The sequence below is a fragment of the Inhella crocodyli genome, assembly GCF_004004565.1.
GTDB lineage: Bacteria > Pseudomonadota > Gammaproteobacteria > Burkholderiales > Burkholderiaceae_C > Inhella > Inhella crocodyli.
Map to the genome: position 1 here is coordinate 1,486,621 of NZ_SACM01000001.1, position 15,215 is coordinate 1,501,835.

The 15,215-nt window shown below is 71.4% G+C and carries 16 protein-coding genes; 6 read left to right on the forward strand and 10 right to left on the reverse strand.

The genetic code is table 11. From position 1 onward, the window contains the following. Positions 1-43: 43 nt before the first annotated feature. The 3 genes from EOD73_RS06965 to EOD73_RS06975 are packed head-to-tail and all read left to right on the forward strand — an operon-like array spanning position 44 to position 2,398. A complete protein-coding gene (locus EOD73_RS06965) occupies positions 44-352 on the forward strand; it encodes a c-type cytochrome (protein ID WP_127682141.1) in 309 nt (102 codons plus the stop codon). Between the two features lie 22 nt (positions 353-374). Then, on the forward strand, positions 375-1,343 hold the full coding sequence (locus tag EOD73_RS06970) for a hypothetical protein (protein ID WP_127682143.1): 969 nt from the start codon (positions 375-377) through the stop codon (positions 1,341-1,343). After that, a complete protein-coding gene (locus EOD73_RS06975) occupies positions 1,340-2,398 on the forward strand; it encodes a hypothetical protein (protein WP_127682145.1) in 1,059 nt (352 codons plus the stop codon). The genes EOD73_RS06970 and EOD73_RS06975 overlap by 4 nt, the downstream gene beginning before the upstream one ends. Here the strand turns inward: EOD73_RS06975 and EOD73_RS06980 are convergent. From EOD73_RS06980 to EOD73_RS07015, 8 genes are all read right to left on the reverse strand, one after another. Then, positions 2,383-3,072: a Crp/Fnr family transcriptional regulator gene (locus tag EOD73_RS06980; protein WP_127682147.1), complete on the reverse strand. Its 690-nt coding sequence runs from the start codon at positions 3,070-3,072 to the stop codon at positions 2,383-2,385. The genes EOD73_RS06975 and EOD73_RS06980 overlap by 16 nt on opposite strands. A gap of 44 nt (positions 3,073-3,116) precedes the next feature. Beyond that, positions 3,117-4,724: an MFS transporter gene (locus EOD73_RS06985; protein ID WP_127682149.1), complete on the reverse strand. Its 1,608-nt coding sequence runs from the start codon at positions 4,722-4,724 to the stop codon at positions 3,117-3,119. A 76-nt stretch (positions 4,725-4,800) separates the two neighbouring features. Beyond that, on the reverse strand, positions 4,801-6,600 hold the full coding sequence (locus EOD73_RS06990) for a nitric oxide reductase activation protein NorD (RefSeq protein WP_127682151.1): 1,800 nt from the start codon (positions 6,598-6,600) through the stop codon (positions 4,801-4,803). Further along, the gene (locus EOD73_RS06995; RefSeq protein WP_127682153.1) at positions 6,600-7,520 is read right to left on the reverse strand and encodes a 4Fe-4S binding protein; all 921 of its coding nucleotides are present in this window, start codon (positions 7,518-7,520) and stop codon (positions 6,600-6,602) included. The genes EOD73_RS06990 and EOD73_RS06995 overlap by 1 nt, the downstream gene beginning before the upstream one ends. Positions 7,521-7,569: 49 nt before the next feature. After that, a complete protein-coding gene (locus EOD73_RS07000; RefSeq protein WP_127682155.1) occupies positions 7,570-8,385 on the reverse strand; it encodes a CbbQ/NirQ/NorQ/GpvN family protein in 816 nt (271 codons plus the stop codon). Positions 8,386-8,449: 64 nt separating this feature from the next. After that, a complete protein-coding gene (locus EOD73_RS07005) occupies positions 8,450-9,178 on the reverse strand; it encodes a cytochrome b/b6 domain-containing protein (protein ID WP_127682157.1) in 729 nt (242 codons plus the stop codon). A 93-nt stretch (positions 9,179-9,271) separates the two neighbouring features. Further along, the gene (locus tag EOD73_RS07010) at positions 9,272-10,078 is read right to left on the reverse strand and encodes an alpha/beta hydrolase (RefSeq protein ID WP_240660621.1); all 807 of its coding nucleotides are present in this window, start codon (positions 10,076-10,078) and stop codon (positions 9,272-9,274) included. Beyond that, entirely contained in the window at positions 10,075-10,416 is a 342-nt protein-coding gene (locus EOD73_RS07015; RefSeq protein ID WP_127682159.1) for a YciI family protein, read from the reverse strand. Before EOD73_RS07015 ends, EOD73_RS07010 begins: the two co-directional genes overlap by 4 nt. A 417-nt stretch (positions 10,417-10,833) precedes the next feature. Here EOD73_RS07015 and EOD73_RS07020 point away from each other — a divergent pair, with 417 nt between their 5' ends. Continuing rightward, entirely contained in the window at positions 10,834-11,703 is an 870-nt protein-coding gene (locus EOD73_RS07020) for a hypothetical protein (RefSeq protein WP_127682161.1), read from the forward strand. Positions 11,704-12,128: 425 nt separating this feature from the next. Continuing rightward, positions 12,129-12,671: a nucleotidyltransferase family protein gene (locus EOD73_RS07025; RefSeq protein ID WP_127682163.1), complete on the forward strand. Its 543-nt coding sequence runs from the start codon at positions 12,129-12,131 to the stop codon at positions 12,669-12,671. 51 nt (positions 12,672-12,722) lie between these two features. On the opposite strand, the gene EOD73_RS07030 is transcribed toward EOD73_RS07025, so the two are convergent. Then, positions 12,723-14,141, reverse strand: coding sequence for a cbb3-type cytochrome c oxidase subunit I (locus EOD73_RS07030; protein ID WP_127682165.1), 1,419 nt, complete (start codon positions 14,139-14,141; stop codon positions 12,723-12,725). A 10-nt stretch (positions 14,142-14,151) separates the two neighbouring features. Next, the gene (locus EOD73_RS07035; protein ID WP_127682167.1) at positions 14,152-14,577 is read right to left on the reverse strand and encodes a c-type cytochrome; all 426 of its coding nucleotides are present in this window, start codon (positions 14,575-14,577) and stop codon (positions 14,152-14,154) included. A gap of 162 nt (positions 14,578-14,739) precedes the next feature. Here EOD73_RS07035 and EOD73_RS07040 point away from each other — a divergent pair, with 162 nt between their 5' ends. Beyond that, positions 14,740-15,213 carry a DUF411 domain-containing protein gene (locus EOD73_RS07040; RefSeq protein ID WP_127682169.1) on the forward strand — a complete coding sequence of 158 codons (474 nt, stop codon included), beginning with the start codon at positions 14,740-14,742 and terminating at the stop codon, positions 15,211-15,213. Positions 15,214-15,215 lie beyond the last annotated feature (2 nt).

Here is a 15,215-nt window from a genome sequence, read left to right on the forward strand (position 1 = left end):
GGCCACCCCTGGGCGGGGCCCCCTGCACTGCACGGAGTCCAACATGCGCAAACTGATTCTTTTGAGCGCCGCGCTGGCGCTCACCCTGCCGGCGGTGGCCGCCCCCGAGGACGCCATGAGCAAGGCCGGCTGCATGGCCTGCCACGCCAAGGACAAGAAGATCCTCGGCCCCTCGTTCAAAGACATCGCGACCAAGTACAAGGGCCAGGCCAGCGCCGTGGCCACCCTCAGCGACAAGGTGCGCAAAGGGGGCAAGGGCAGCTTCGGCCCGATTCCGATGCCGCCCAACGGGCCCGACAAGATCAACGACGCGGACCTGAAGGCGGCCGTGGAGTTCATCCTGGCCCAGTGAGGGTCGACCCGCACCGGACGGCATGGCCCACGCCCCCACCGCCCCCAGCTGCTGCGCCGGACTGCGACCGGCGCTGCTGAACGGTTGGCGCGCCTGTTTTCCGGTGCACCCCTCGCCCTTTCACCAGGTGGCGGCGCAATGCGGCGGCACCTGGCGAGAGGTGCTGCAGCAGTGCCAGCGGCTGCACCACAGCGGCGGCCTGCAAGCGCTGCAGGCGCGCTGGGGCCACGCCCTGCAACGGGTTCATTGGCGCTTGGGCCTGCGCCCTGCGGCCTCGGATCGCCAGCGCGCGGCCCGCGCGCTGGCGGCGCACCCGGCCTGTGTGCGCTTGACGCATTGGCAAGGGCAAGACCCGGGCCCCGCGGCCCCGCCCACGCTGTGGGTCGACCTCGTCGGGCGCGACAGCGCCGCCTTGGCGGCCACCGTGGACGCGTGGCGCGACGCCGGCTGGGTGGACGCCCAGGTGCAGCGCCTGGTGCTGCGCGAGCCCGACCGCCCCTGCGACTGCGCCCAAAGCGAAGGGCCCTGCGCGGATGCCGAACTGGCCCACGCCCTGGAGGCCGGGCTGCCCCTGGTTGCCCACCCCTACGGTGCTTTGGCGGCCCAACTTCAGCGCCCAGAGCGCCGCGTGCTCGCCCGCTTGCAACGCTGGCAGCGCCAGGGTCAGCTCGGGGCCATGGCCTTGTCCGGCCCCTGGTCCGCCGCCACGCTCACCGGCGCCGCGGCCCTGCTTCGGGACGCCGCCCTCGACGCCGATCGGCTGCGCGCCTTGCGCGCCCAGCCGGGCGTGAGCGAGGTGCACGTCCTGCCGCCGGCACCGCTGCAGCCCGGCGGCCTGTGGGTGGCCGTGCAAGCCCCGCACGATCGCGCGCTGGCGGTGCTGCGCGCCGCGCTGTCCGGCTGGGGCACGGTCTCGCCCCCGGCGGTGCTGGGCCTGACGCACACCACGCTGCCGCGGGCCGCGCCGGCGCTGTTCTCGCACGCGGCGTGATTCGCCGTCGCCCCTTGCTGGCCCTGGGAGCAGGCGGCGCTGTCGCCGCACTGGGCCCATTCGGCGCGCTGCGAGGGGCGGCCGCCAGCCCCGCCCCGGATGCCTGGTGGGCCTGGGGCCCGGAGGGCGTGCGGGGCCCGGCCGGCTGGGTCCCCTGGCCCGCGCCTCCGGCGGGCGCGCCGCAGGCCGGCGCCGGCGCGCTGTGGTGGGTGGACGCCCGCCCGGCGCTGCAGCGCCTGGCGGCGGACGGCGCCCTCACCACCCTGCCCTTGGCGGCGATGCCCGACGCCTGGGTGCCCGCCCCGCGCGGCGAAGGCCTGCTGCTGACCGACGGCCCCCTCGCCCGCTTGCTGGACCCGACCTTGCGCGAGGTGCATCGCTGGCCCCTGCGGGACCTGGCCGGCCGGCAATCCGCCCCGGCCGCGCACGCCTTGGCGCACGAGGGTCGGCGCAGCCTGCTGCTGAGCCTGCCGGGCCTGGGCGAGGTCTGGGAGCTGTCCTTGGACCCCGACGCGCCGCCGGTGTTCGACGGCCTCGTGCACGACCACCGCCTGGGCGAGGCCATCGCCCGGCCCGGTCACCACGGGGTGCGCCGCGTGCCGCTGCGCGAGCCCGGCGACGCGGTGCCCCTGCGCCTGCACGGCGTGCCCGATCGGCCCTGGGTCTACGGCCCGGTGCCCGGCGGCGTGGCCGTGCTGAACCTGGACGTGCGCCGCCGGCTCGCCACCCTGCCGGCCCTCGACGACCTGCACGCTTGGCAGCCCCAGGGCGGCTGGCTCTGGCTGCGCCAGGGCGAACGCCTGCAGGCCTTCGATGCGCAGCGTTGGCAGGCCGGGCCCACCCTGCCCCTGCCCGCCCCGGCACTCCAGCTGGTGGCCGCGGGGGCCGAGCTGTGGCTGCGCGACGCGAGCGACCGCCTGTGGCGTGGCGGTCCGGGCAAGGCCTGGGAGCGCCAGGGCAGCGCGCGCGCACTCGCCCTGGCCCCCGATGGGCGCTTGGGCCGCCTCGACGACCACTGGGCCGCCGGCTTGCGCGGGCTTCAGCCGGCTTGGTAGGCGGCGAGGCGCTGGGCGTCCAGGATGCGGATGTCGCGCTTGTCCACCTCGATCAGGCGGGCCTCTTCCAGCTCGCGCAGCACGCGCGAGAAGTACTCCGGCGTGAGCGACAAGCGCGAGGCCAGCGTGGCCTTGCTCACCGGCAGCGACACCGTCAGCGGCTCCCCGTCGCTGGCGGCGTCGCGCAGCAGGTAGCCGATGACACGCTGGATGCCCGACTGCAGGGCGTAGGCCTGCACGTCGCCGACCAGGCCGTGCAGGCGCCGGCTCAGTCCGGCCAGCATGCGCATGGCAAAGCGGGCATCGGCCTCCAACTCGTCCACCACGGCCTGCCGGGGCACCGCCAGCAAGGTGGTGTCGGCCAGGGCCTGCGCGTTTACCAAGCAGGGCTTGCCCAGGAACATCAGCGCCTCGGCAAAGCTCTGCCCGGGGCCGATCAGCTCGATCACCTTCTCGTTGCCGTTGGGCGCGATGACGAAGAGCTTCACCTGCCCCGTCACGGCCACGAAGAAGGCCTCGCAGGGGTCGCCGACGTGAAACACCATCGCCCCCCGCTCCAGGCGGCTGATCTGGCACGCCGGCGCCAAGCGCAGCAGGGCCTCGTCCCCGATGTCTTGGAACAGGGGCAGGCGGGCCAGGAAGCGGGCGGTGTCAAAGCTGCGGGTGTCGAGCATGGCGGCATTCTTCTGCGCCGCCGCCGGCCCCCGGTTGACCCAGGTCAAGGGCCGGGGTCCCCGCCTCCCAGCGCCTGCTGGATGCCTTCGAGGCTCGCACCGCGCGTTTCCACGCCGCAGCGGGCCAGCCACCAGGCCGAGGCCAGCATCGGCAGGGCCAGCAGCACCGCGGCCAGCACGAAGTGCTCGAAAAAGCCCCCCACCGCCAGCAACGCGCCCACGATGCCGCCGGCCTTGGAGCTGGCTGCCACCACCCCCGAGCCGCTGCCGCGCAGGTGCACGGGGTAGATCTCGGCGGCGTAGGGAATCAGCATGGCGATGACCCCGCTCACGCTCACCAGCAGCGCCGCAGTGGTCGCCGTGGTCAGCGCCGGCGCGCGCAGGCCCAGCAGCGCCAGCGCCGCGAACGCCAGCAGGCTCAGGGCCGTGAGGGCGATGAAGAGCACCAAGGCCCGCACGCTGCTCCAGCGGTGGTACAGCAGCACCACCAGCGCGATGCCCGGCAGCGCCAGCACCGAGGACCTGGCCAGCAGCGCGTTGGCGCCGCTGGCGTCCACCCCCAGCGCGCCCAGCTGGCTGGGCAGCCACAGCAGGAAGCCGAAGTTCACCAAGCCCCAACCCAGGCCGCACAGCAGCAGGGCGCCGGTCAGTCGGGCGTGGCGGCCCTGCAGCAGCGCGCGCAGGCCCTGCACCGGGTGGCGCTCGTCGTCCACCTCGGGCGGCGCCGGGTGGCGGGCGTCGTCCAAGGCCAAGCGCTGTCCGCCGGCAAAGCGGGCCAGCACGTCCCGGGCCTGCTCAGCCCGGCCGGTGGCCGCCAGGAAGCGGGGCGACTCGGGAATGAAGCGGTTCAAGAGCACGATCACCGCGCCCGTGGGCAGGCCCAGCAGCCACAGCACGCGCCAGCTGAACAGGGGCTCCAACCAGGCCGCCGCGCCCGCCGCCAGCAGGTAGCCGGCCGAGGTGCCCACCCCGCCCAGCGCCACCAGCAGCCAGCCGCGGTGGCGCGCGGGCACGGTCTCGGCCATCAGCGTGAACGCGATGGGCAGCAGGCCGCCCGCCGAGGCGCCCATCAAGAAGCACATGGCCAGGTTCCACTCGAAGCTGGGCATGGCCCCGCATATGGCCGTGCCGATGAACATCAAGGCCGACAGCAAGATGGCCGCGCGCCGTCCGTAGCGGTCCGCCAGGCGGCCCCACACCACCGAGCCCACGGTGGTGCCGGTCAAGGCGAACAGGGCAAGCCATCCCGCCTGGCTGCGGGCGATTTCGTACTCCGCGCTCAGACCGGGCATGACGAAGCCCAGCGTCGCCGGCTTCATCACGTCGATGGCCAAGGTGACGATCAGCACCAGCACCAGGCTGGCGTGCGCGCGGTTCAGCGCCGCCCCATCGGCCACGTGAAAGCCCTGCCCCAGGCCATGCGCCGCGTCGCCGGGGGGCGGCGGCAGCAGGCCCCAAAAGGCCAGCGCCAGGCCCAGGGGAATGAGCCCCATGCCCACCCACATCTCCCAGGTCATGGGCATGCCCACCATGCGCCAGTGGGTGTGCTGCCCCATCAGGAACATCGGGCCGTGCGACAGCACACCCAAGGTGATGAGCAACACCCCCGCCCAGAAGGCCAGGGGGCGTTGGAAGAAGGGCTGGGCGGTCATGCGAAGGGGCGCGAGGCGGGACAGGTCGGCCCGCGATTAGACGGCGTCGCCCCGCCCCGGCATGCCCTGGCGCGCCCTAGCGCGTCAGCTGCCCGTACAGCGTGGCCAAGCGGGCGGGCAGTTCATCGGGCCGGCGCACCCAGGCCCAACCCTGGCTGCCGAAGAGCTGGGGCAGCGCTTCGGGCGCGGTCTCGTCGATGCTGACCGCAAACGGCAACAGGCCGGCCGCGCGCGCCTCTTGCACGGCCTGGCGCGTGTCCTCTTGGCCCAAGCGCCCCTCGTAGCCGTCCAAGTCGTGCGGCTTGCCGTCGGTCAACAGGATCAGCAAGCGCTGGCGCTCGGGGCGCTGTTGCAGGCGCAGGGTGGCGGCGCGCAAGGCCGCGCCCATGCGCGTGTAGTAGCCCGGCTTGAGCGCACCCAACCGAGCGTGCACGCCCGCGCCCCAACGCTCGTCAAAGCCCTTGAGCGCGTGCAGGCGCAGTTGCCGCCGCACAGAGCTGAAGCCCAGCATGGCGAAAGCGTCGCCGCTGCCGCTCAGGGCCTCGCCGAAGGTGAACAGCGCGTCGCGGATCACGTCGATCACCCGCTGCTGGTCGTTGGCGTGGGCGTCGGTGGACAAGGACAGGTCGGCCAGCAACAGGCTGGCCAGCTCGCGCTGCGCGCGCACCGGCCGTTGGTACACGGCGGCCACGCCAACGGGATGGCTGAGGTGGCGCACGCAGGCGTCCAGGTCCAGGGCCTCGCCGTCGCGCTGGCCGCGCAACCAGCGCGGCGCCGCCTGTTGCAGCGCCAGGCGGCGGCGCAGCCGCGCGGCCTGGGCGCGCAGGGCCGGCGCCGGCTGCCAAGGGACCGGGTCGCGCGCGGCCATGGCCTGGGCCAGCACGCGGCGCGGCACCAGGGTTTGGCGGCGGGGGTCCCACTCGGACAGCCACTCGCCCTCGCCCACCGGCAGGTCGTCGGCGCTGGCCGCGGGCAGGTCGAGGTCGAAGCGCACGCGCGCCGCCAGGCTCGGGCCCGGTTGCCGTTGCAGCGTGAGCGCGTCCAGCTCTTCGGCCGCGGTGGCCGCGTCGCCGTCGTCGTGGTCGTCCTGCGCCCGGTCGATGGGGAAGGGGTCGGTGAAGGTCTTGAGCCACTCGCTCTTGGGCGCCAGCAGCAGCGGCGCGCGGGCCGCCTCGCCGTCCTGGTGCTGCACGCGGCGGCGCTGGCGCAGCGTCGTCACGCGCGCCCCGGGTGGGTGCGGTGGCGGCGCCCCGCCCGCTTCGTCCGCCGCGTCCGCGGCGCCGCTCCAAAGCGCACCGGCGCAGGGCCGCAGCCAGCACCACACGGGGGCCACATCGCGTGGGTCCACCGGGGCCGTGGCGCGCAGCGCCCGCAGCGCGGCCTGTACCGCGCGTTCAGGCCCCAGCTCGGTCGCGGTGGGCCGCAGCGCCAGCTCGGCCTCGCGCAGGCGCTGCCAACGCGCGCGCAGGCCGGGCAGCGCCGCCAAGGTGCGCTGCGTGGCCGCCAGGTTGGCCTGCAGCCAGTCCCCGTCCCGCGGGTCCAGGTGCGCCGCCAGCGCGGCCAGCCACAGGTAGAGGTCGCGGTTCAAGCCGGCGTCGGCGTGCACGGCCAAGCGCTCGGGCAGGGCCAGCACCTCGGCATCCAGCTGGCCCAGGGGGGCGCGGCGACCGGCTCCAGCCAGGCGCTGCCACAGCGTGCGCTCGCCCCCCACGGCCACCGGCGCGGCCGGGGCCACGCGGGCCTGCCCGCCGGCGGCGTGCAGCAGCAGGGCGATGGGGCGCTGCATCTCGGCCAGGCTCACGGCCGCATCGGCGTGCGTGCCATCGGCCTGGGCGGTGACGAAGCGGTGCCAATGCTGGCCGATCCACTCTTCCATCAGGGCTTCCCTTTCTGGCTCACGTTGTGGCGCAGGGTTTCGCGCAGGGCGTCGGCGCCCACCGTCCACACCAGGGTGGGCGAGGCGCCGCGCTGGGCGTGCGAGCGATCGCAGGCCTGCAGGCACTGCCCGCACTGCACGCAGCTGAACATCAGGCGCTTGAGGTTGCGCGGGCGCAGGCGCATGGGGCAGGCGTTCTCGCAGGCGTCCTGGGCGGGACTGCAGTCGCGGCATTCGGCGGCGCGCGCTCGCGCGAAGCCCACCACCAAAGCCCGGCGGTTGGCCATCCAGGCCAGGCTTTGGAAGAAACCCACGGCGCAGCCGAAGCGGCAAAACAGGTGGCGCGCGAACAGCAGCTCGGCGCTGAACACCGCCCAGGCGATGAGCAGGAAGCGCGTTTGGTTGGGGGTGAGCGTGCCGCGCCACAGCCCGCCCCAGATTTCGGCCGGGGGCAGCAGGTAGGTCAGCAGGGTGATGGACCAGGCGAAGCCAAAGAACAAGGCCGTGCCCACGAACACCGGCCAGTAGCGGGCCTGCGGGCGCACGCCCGGCTGGGACTGCCGGTCCCACAGGCTGAGCTTGCCGCTCGCGCGCACCAAGAGCGCGTTCAGGCCTTCCACCAGGCTGAAGTGGGGGCACAGCCAGCCGCAGTACAGGCGCCCCCAGCGGTAGGCCACCCACAGGAAGCCGACGATCAAGGCCAGCGCGGGCACGATGCCGCGCAGCAGGATGGACAGCGCCACCTCGTTGGCCGAAAGCTGCCCAGCGCGGAAGGCGTCGATCCCCAGGCTCCAGCGCAGCCCCAGCACCCACAGCTGCGCCTCGTGCAGGTCAAAGCGCAGCAGGTTCAGGGCCGGCGCCGACAGGAACAGCGCGAAAAAGCCCAGCTGCAGCGCGCGGCGGCGCGCCTGCAGGCTCATTGCGCCCGGGGTCGCGACCCGGTTCGCGCCCGTGCCCGTGCGCGGGGGCTCAATCGCCGAGCACGGCACGCAGCACCTCCGCCAAGGCGGCCAGGGTGGGTGCGTCGTCGGTCAGGGCCTCGGCCACGGCCACGTGGGCGGCGCGGGCCAGGGGCAGGCCGGCTTGCGTCAAGCGGGCGGCCATCACCAGCAGGCGCGTGCTGGCGGTCTCCTCCAGGTCGTGCTCGGTCAGGCGGCGCAGGGCCTGGGCCAGGCGCACCAGTTGCAGCGCCACCTCGGGCGGGCAGCCGCTCTCGCTTTGCACGATCTGCGCTTCCAGCACCGGGCTGGGGTAGCCCAGGCTCAGCGCCACAAAGCGCTGCCGCGTGCTGGGCTTCAGGCCTTTGAGCAGGTGCTGGTAGCCGGGGTTGTACGAGAGCACCAGCATGAAGCCGGGCGCGGCGGCGATCTGCTCGCCCGTGCGGTCCAGCGGCAGTTGGCGGCGGTCGTCGGCCAGCGGGTGCAGCACCACGGTGATGTCCTTGCGCGCCTCCACCACCTCGTCCAGGTAAAAGATCGCGCCCTCGCGCACGGCGCGGGTCAGCGGCCCGTCCACCCAGCGGGTGTCACCGCCCTCGATCAGGTGGCGGCCGGTCAGGTCGGCCGCGCCCAGGTCGTCGTGGCCGCTCACCGTGATCAAAGGGCGCCCCAAGCGCGCGGCCATGTGCTCGACCAGCCGCGTTTTGCCGCAGCCGGTGGGGCCCTTCAACAGCAGCGGCAGCCGGGCGGCATGGGCCTGGGCGAAGAGGTCGCACTCGTCGGCCTGGGCGAGGTAGGGCGGCGGGGCGGTGGCCAAAGGAACGGCGGCAAGGTGGGGCGATCGCATGGCCCCAAGACTAGGCAGCCGGCGCCCGCCTGTCCTTGAAGTGGTTCAAGGACGGCGGGGGCCCTCAGTCGTCGTCCCAGTCCCGCGCGTGGTGGCGCTCGCCACCGTGCCGTTCCGCCCGGGCCGAGGGCTCCCGCGCCGACTCCCACTGCCAGGCCGCGACCGCACCGACCAGCACGGCCAGGGCCAGCAGCAGCGCCGCACCGCGGCGCTCTTGGCGCACCAGGTCCGGCCCGGGGCCGGCCACGCGGCCGCTCCACATGGCGCGCGCCAGGTTGCGCCCGCGCAGCACGCTTTGCGCCAGCACCAACAAGGGGTGCAAGAGCGCCACCAGGCCCAAGCCATTGGCCAGCCCCTCGTGCACCTCCTCGAACACCTCCTCGCCGCCCGCCCAGTCCAGGTGCGTGGCCAGGCCACTCAGCGCCAAGAAGGGCAGGCCCATCAGCAGCACCGTGGGCAGCAGGCCCACGAGCAGGGTCAAGCCCTGCTGCGCGTGCTGCTCGGGCGCACGCACGCCCCCCGGCTGCCACCAGGCCGACCCCCAGCGCCGCAGCGCCCCGAGCCGGCGCCCCACCGGGGCCAGGCGCGCCGAGGGCGGCCCGAACAGGCCATAGGCCACGCGCCATGCCAGCAAGCCGGCCAGGCTGTAGCCCAGGGTGACGTGCAACGGACGCCAGCCGTCCTCGTCGCCCGTCAACCAGGCCAGGGCAAAGCCCAGCGCCAACAGCGCGTGGAACACGCGAATGGGGGCGTCGGTGACCCAACGGTCGGGGGGCGTGGCGGTGGCGTTCATGGCAAGGCCCTGTCTGCAGCGATGCCGCCATCTTGAAACGCCAGGGTGAAGCCGGGATGAAGACGCGGCGGGCTGGGTGCCCCCCGCGCCAAATCAGCGCGCCAGCACCCAATCGGTCACGCGCCGCACCACCTCGGCCTCCAGGCCGTTGAAGCCGTGGTGCGCAAAGGCCTCGCAGGGCTCGCCCACGTTGCGGCCGCCGGTGAACGACAGCAGCTCGCGCCGCGGCGCGTGCGTGAACTTCGCCATCAGCGCCGGCACCTCGGCAAAGGCACAGTGGCCGCAGCCGTCCTGCTCGTGGTGCACCACGAGCACCGGCACGGTCACGCGTTCCAACGCCATGGCCGGTACCGGCCGGCCGCGGGTGTCGCTCAAGATCGTCGCCGTCAGCACCAGGCCGTCCGGCCCCTCGGGCGGCGGCAGCACCGTGGCCACGTGCGCGGCCGACTGCGTGCCCCTGCTCGTGCCCACCAGCCACACCGGCAGGCGGTGGCGCTGGCGCAGCCAAGCGAGGGTGGCGGCCACGTCGGCCACGTGCTCGGGCGTCTGCCGAAAGCCCGCCAGGAACGGTGGGCCCTGGCGGTCGGACGGCGCGTCCAGCACCGCCACCGCCAGCCCCTGTGCGGCAAAGCGCTCGCGGCTGCGCACCAGGAAGTTGCCCTCGCCCCAGCGCATCGCGCCGTCGAGCCCCAGTTGCAGGCCCCCGTGCCCGCCGGGAAGCAGCACCACCACCGCCTTGGGCTCGGGCGGGGTGAGCAGCAGCAGGCGCTGCGTCACCCCCGGGCGCGTGGGCAACTCGTGCACTTGGGCCTCGGTCGCGACCGCCGTGCCCCACGTCGACCCCGCCACCACCGCGGCCAGCATCGCGCGCCGCAGGCGCCCCCATGCCCGCACGCTCATGACAGCGGGTCGAACAGGAACACGCGCAGCTCCTGCGCACAGCGGCAGCCCGCGGCCAGGCGCGCGGCCCAGTCCAGGGCAGCGGCGCGGTCGGGCAACTCCAGCACGGCAAAGCCGCCGTCCAGCAGCGGGCGCTCGGGGTAGGGCCCAGGCGTCACCGCGCCATCGCCCGCCACGCGCACCGCGGGCACGCTGGCGTCGATGCCGCCGGCAAACACGTACACCCCCGCGGCCTTCGCCGCCGCGATGACCGCGCGCGACGCGCGCCCCACGGCCTCCATCTCCTCAGGGGGCGCGACCATGGCGGCGCTGGGGAAGGTGATCAGGTACTTGGCCATGCGGGGCCTCGGGGGTGGAGAGGGGAACAGTCTCGCGCAGCGGGCAGGGTCATCAACGCGAGCCCATGGAAGCGAGGGCGGAGTGCGTGGGGCGCCCCTGCAACGCCAGTTTGGGCGTCAAGGTCAGGCTTGCAGCGGGTACTGCCGTTCGGCGACGGCAGTTTGACCGGCCGCTCTCGGCCAGAAGCGGTAACTTGCGAATGACGGCTCTCAGGTAGGCTGATCACCGTCGGCCCGACCTCGGCATGGCGCCCGTGCGGCTTACAGGCCGATGTCCAACGGCGACATGATCTGCAACCCAGTCAGTGCTCCCGCATTGCCCTCTACAGCCTTGGCATGAGACCCAAGAGGTGACTCTTTCCGATCCAGCCATTTAGTTGACCGTGCCCAGCACCACCAACCTTTGGAGCTACCGCCATGCTGCTTGAATCCATCTGCACCAGGGCGCCCGCACGTCCACTTCGCCATTGGGCCTTGGGCTTGTTGGCCGCTGCGCTGATGCTCACCGGCTGCGAGAGCCAAGCGGACAACGACAAAGCGGCAACCGATGCCGCTTACCGCGAAAAGCTAGCCAAGGCGCAAGCCATCTTTGCGGAGCGATGCAAGTCGGCGGGAGTGGTCATTCACCGCACAGTAAAGGACGTCGAAGGCATTGAGCTCAAGAGGATTCGGCCGAAGCTGGAGTTTGGGGACAAGCGGTACTTCGACCCGATGTTCGAGGGAGCGGCGATGGCGGGGGAGCAAGGCGGTGTGGACTACATCAAGCAGTTTTTGATGTACGAGTTTCGATCACCTGACAGACCGACTTCGCGTGGGTCCTTAGGGCCCATGACGCTAGAGGCCCGTCGGACACGACCGGATGCCCGAAAGGGCTATGCATTCATCGAGTACGTTGATGCCAAGGATCAGAAGCGCCATCGGTGCAGACCTGACTGGTCGCTGAACCACCCCAACTGGATAGAAGGGCAGTTGAAGTGCGAGCAAGTCACCGAGACCAATGCTCGATATGCGCTGGATTATGAAAACCTGGTCGATTCAGGCGACCGGGCGCACTGGGTAGCAGGAACCAAGCTACGCGTCATCGAGCGGCAATCTGGCGAAACCGTCGCCGAGTTGACGCGATTTGTCATCGATCCCGGCTTCGGGGTGAGCACAACCGGTCGCTGGCCTTGGTCGCACGCAGCAAGCGCAGCTAGCAACGTCTGTCCTTCTGACGCCACCAGATTGCTGGGCCACGAAAGCCGCTACTTCGTGGACTCCGTACTGATTCCAAAGCAGGGAGATTGATCATGAGCCAACCCACACCGCGAGATCTTCAGACCTCAACGCTGCTCCAGATCGCAGCCGAATAGTTTCTGAACGACACAACCAGAAATGACGGAACCAAGCCTCCAAGTGGTCCAGAGGACTATCCCCTCACCGTCAAGATGCACACCGACGGCAACGGCCAATACAGCCGCATGACCGATGTCGCCGAGACGGCCATTCGCAGCAATGGGTCGCGATTTGCCGTCCGCTGCATATTGGGTTGAGCGACAGCTCTGGGGTAGTTCGCTGGGGACTGCCCAACGACCTCCTTGGGTCGAGTGCAGCTGCTGATCAGATTGGATGGACGGCCTGCTCACCGCCTGCACCGGACCCAGCACCCACCCAGCCCCAACCCCACGGGCGGTGGCCTGCCGTCACAAGATCCCACCGCCCCTTGCCTGCCGATGCCCGCCGCCTTCCTTCGCGACCTCCTCGCCCACGCCCCCAACGCCGCCCTGCTGGCGCGCTGGCCGGCGCTGGGCTTGCCCCACGCGTGGCTGGTGGCTGGCTGCCTGTTCCAGCCGGTGTGGAACCGGCAGGCGGGGCGGCCGGCGGGGGAAGGGGTCCGCGACCACGACCTCTTCTACTTCGACCCCAGCGACCTGAGCGAGGCCGGTGAGCGGGCCGCGCAAGCGCGGGCGGATGCGCTGTGTGCCGACCTCGGGATCACCGTGGAGGTGGCCAACCAGGCCCGCGTGCACCTTTGGTACGAGGCGCATTTCGGGCGTCCCTGCCCGGAGTTGCAATCGGCCGAGGACGGCATTCGCCGCTTTTTGGTGCTGGAAACCTGTGTGGGCGTGCGCCCCGGGGCATGCCATGCGCCCTATGGGCTGGACGGCTTGGCGGCCGGCACGCTGACGCCCAACCCGCTCACGCCCTACCCCGAGCTGTTCGCGGCCAAGACCGACAGCTACCTGCGACGCTGGCCGCACCTGCGACGAACCTGAAACGAAAAAGGCCGCCCTCAAGGGCGGCCTTGTCTTGTGGGTGAAACCGGATCAGGCGCGGGCCAAGTTCGGCACCGTGGCGTCGGGCTCGTGCTGGCCGATGAAGAAGCTGCTCAGGTAGGTCAGCAGGCCCACCAGGAAGCCCACACCGCCGGCCACGCGCAGCCAGTAGAAGAAGCGCAGTTGGTCTTGGGTCTGCATGAAGCCCATGGCGCTGCCGTCGGTGGGGATGCGTTGCAGCCACACCTGCAGGATGCCGGCGCCGGTCAGGGCCAGCACCATCACGCCCATGCCCAGGGTCATGAGCCAGAAGCTCCACATCTCGGCGTTTTGGGCGCGCTGCGGGGCGGCCTGGCGGCCGCGCAGCAGGGGCATGGCGTAGCTGATCATGGCGATGACGACCATCACGTAAGCGCCGTAGAAGGCCAGGTGACCGTGGGCCGCGGTGACCTGCGTGCCGTGGGTGTAGTAGTTCACCGGGCTCAGGGTGTGGATGAAGCCCCACAGGCCAGCGCCCAAGAAGCCCATCACCGCGCAGCCCACCGTCCACAGCACCGCCGCTTGGTTCGGGTGCTCGCGCTTGCGGCGCTGCACCATGTTGAAGGCGAACAGGGTCATCATGAAGAAGGGGATGGGCTCCAGCGCGCTGAACACCGAGCCGACCCACTGCCAGTAGCCGGGCAGGCCGATGAAGTAGAAGTGGTGGCCGGTGCCCAAGATGCCGGTGACCAGGGCGAAGGTGATGATCAGGTACAGCCACTTGTCGATGACCTCGCGGTCGACGCCCGTGGTCTTGACCAGCAGGTAGGCCAGCAGCGCGCCCAAGATCAGCTCCCAGGTGCCTTCCACCCACAGGTGGACGACGAACCACCAGTACATCTTGTCGCGCACCAGGTTGCTGGGGTTGACGAAGCTGAACAGGAACATCAGCGCCAGGCCCCACAGGCCCATCAAGAGCACCAGGCTGATGGCGGTTTTGCGGCCCTTGAGCACGGTCATGCTGAGGTTGAACAAGAAGCCCAGCGCGACGACCACGATGCCCAGCTTGGTGGGCAGGGGCTGTTCCAGGAACTCGCGCCCCATGGTGGCCAGCAGGTCGTTGCCCGTGGCCTGCGCCAAGGTGGCGTAGGGCACCAGCAGGTAGCCCAAGATGGTGAGCGCCCCGGCGACCAGGAAGGTCCAGAACAGGATCACGGCCAGCTTGGGGCTGTAGAGCTCGGTCTCGGCCTCTTCGGGCACCAGGAAGTAGGCGCTGCCCATGAAGCCCATCAGCAACCACACGATGAGCAGGTTGGTGTGCACCATGCGCGCGATGTTGAAGGGGATGAAGGGGAACAGCAGGTCGCCGATCAGGTACTGCAGGCCCAGGGCCACGCCGAACACGATCTGACCGAGGAACAGCGCCAGCGCGCCGATGAAGTACAGCCGGCTCACCGACTGCGACTTGAACTTGAGGGTGGTGGTGGTCATGGGTTGCTCCTCAACCTTCCTTGTTGGGCGGCCAGTTCTCGGTGTTGATCCGGCTGGTCCACTTGAGGAACTCGGTCAGGTCGTCGAGTTGCTGTTCGTTCAGGTGGAACTGGGGCATTTGCCGGCGGCCCGGGGCGCCACTGGGTTGGCCCTGCATCCAGGCCTTGATGAACTCGGGGCCGCGGCGCGTGTACACATTGCCCAACTCGGGCGCGAAGTAGGCGCCCTCGCCCAGCAGCGTGTGGCAGCCGATGCAGTTGCGCGTCTCCCAGATGTGCTTGCCGCGCACGACGGCGGGCGTCAGTTCGGCCACGTTGGAGCGCTGCGGGATCCGCTGCTCCGTGTGGAACACGATGGCTGCGAACAGCAGGATGAAGAAGGCCGTGCCACCGTAAAAGATGTTGCGGGCGGCCTGGCTGGTGAAGCCTTGGCTCATGGGGTGCCTCTTGGGGGTTTCTGAGTGACCCGAAGGCTAGGGATGCCCGGCCGCGCCGTCCTTGAAGCGGTTCAAGGAAAAAGAAAGCGCCGCACTTGATCCCGATGAAGGCAAGGGCTTCGCCGCTGCGCGATGCTGTGGCCCTTCATGAAGGAGCCCGCCATGACGCCCCCGCGCCGCCACTTTCTGCAACAAGCCCTGGCCGCCAGCAGCCTGCTGCCTGGCCTGTTGCACGCCCAAGCCCGCGCGCCCCTGCCGCCGGTGACGGTGTGGAAGGACCCGAGCTGCGGCTGTTGCAAGGACTGGATCGTGCACATGGAGGCCGCCGGCTTCGCGGTGAAGGCCCTGGACGAAAGCCCCAACGCCGCCCGCGCCCGCCTCAAGGTGCCCCGCGCACTGGGCTCGTGCCACACGGCGGAGGTGGGCGGCTACGCCATCGAAGGCCACGTGCCGGCCGCCGACGTCAAGCGCCTGCTGCGCGAGCGCCCCACCCAGGCCATCGGCCTGACCGTGCCCGGCATGGTGGTGGGCAGCCCGGGCATGGACGGCCCGGTCTACCAAGGCCGCCAGCAGCCCTACGAGGTGCTGCTCATCACGGCCGACGGCCGCACGCGCGTGTTCGCCAAGTACGGCTGAGT

Coding starts and splice junctions, on each gene's coding strand:
- EOD73_RS07015 (WP_127682159.1), bottom strand. CDS start 10,416: ATGGCCAAGTACCTGATCACCTTCCCCAGCGCCGCCATGGTCGCGCCC.
- EOD73_RS07010 (WP_240660621.1), bottom strand. CDS start 10,078: ATGAGCGTGCGGGCATGGGGGCGCCTGCGGCGCGCGATGCTGGCCGCG.
- EOD73_RS06965 (WP_127682141.1), top strand. CDS start 44: ATGCGCAAACTGATTCTTTTGAGCGCCGCGCTGGCGCTCACCCTGCCG.
- EOD73_RS06985 (WP_127682149.1), bottom strand. CDS start 4,724: ATGACCGCCCAGCCCTTCTTCCAACGCCCCCTGGCCTTCTGGGCGGGG.
- EOD73_RS07005 (WP_127682157.1), bottom strand. CDS start 9,178: ATGAACGCCACCGCCACGCCCCCCGACCGTTGGGTCACCGACGCCCCC.
- EOD73_RS07040 (WP_127682169.1), top strand. CDS start 14,740: ATGACGCCCCCGCGCCGCCACTTTCTGCAACAAGCCCTGGCCGCCAGC.
- EOD73_RS07000 (WP_127682155.1), bottom strand. CDS start 8,385: ATGCGATCGCCCCACCTTGCCGCCGTTCCTTTGGCCACCGCCCCGCCG.
- EOD73_RS06980 (WP_127682147.1), bottom strand. CDS start 3,072: ATGCTCGACACCCGCAGCTTTGACACCGCCCGCTTCCTGGCCCGCCTG.
- EOD73_RS07025 (WP_127682163.1), top strand. CDS start 12,129: ATGCCCGCCGCCTTCCTTCGCGACCTCCTCGCCCACGCCCCCAACGCC.
- EOD73_RS06995 (WP_127682153.1), bottom strand. CDS start 7,520: ATGAGCCTGCAGGCGCGCCGCCGCGCGCTGCAGCTGGGCTTTTTCGCG.
- EOD73_RS07035 (WP_127682167.1), bottom strand. CDS start 14,577: ATGAGCCAAGGCTTCACCAGCCAGGCCGCCCGCAACATCTTTTACGGT.
- EOD73_RS06990 (WP_127682151.1), bottom strand. CDS start 6,600: ATGGAAGAGTGGATCGGCCAGCATTGGCACCGCTTCGTCACCGCCCAG.
- EOD73_RS07030 (WP_127682165.1), bottom strand. CDS start 14,141: ATGACCACCACCACCCTCAAGTTCAAGTCGCAGTCGGTGAGCCGGCTG.
- EOD73_RS07020 (WP_127682161.1), top strand. CDS start 10,834: ATGCTGCTTGAATCCATCTGCACCAGGGCGCCCGCACGTCCACTTCGC.
- EOD73_RS06970 (WP_127682143.1), top strand. CDS start 375: ATGGCCCACGCCCCCACCGCCCCCAGCTGCTGCGCCGGACTGCGACCG.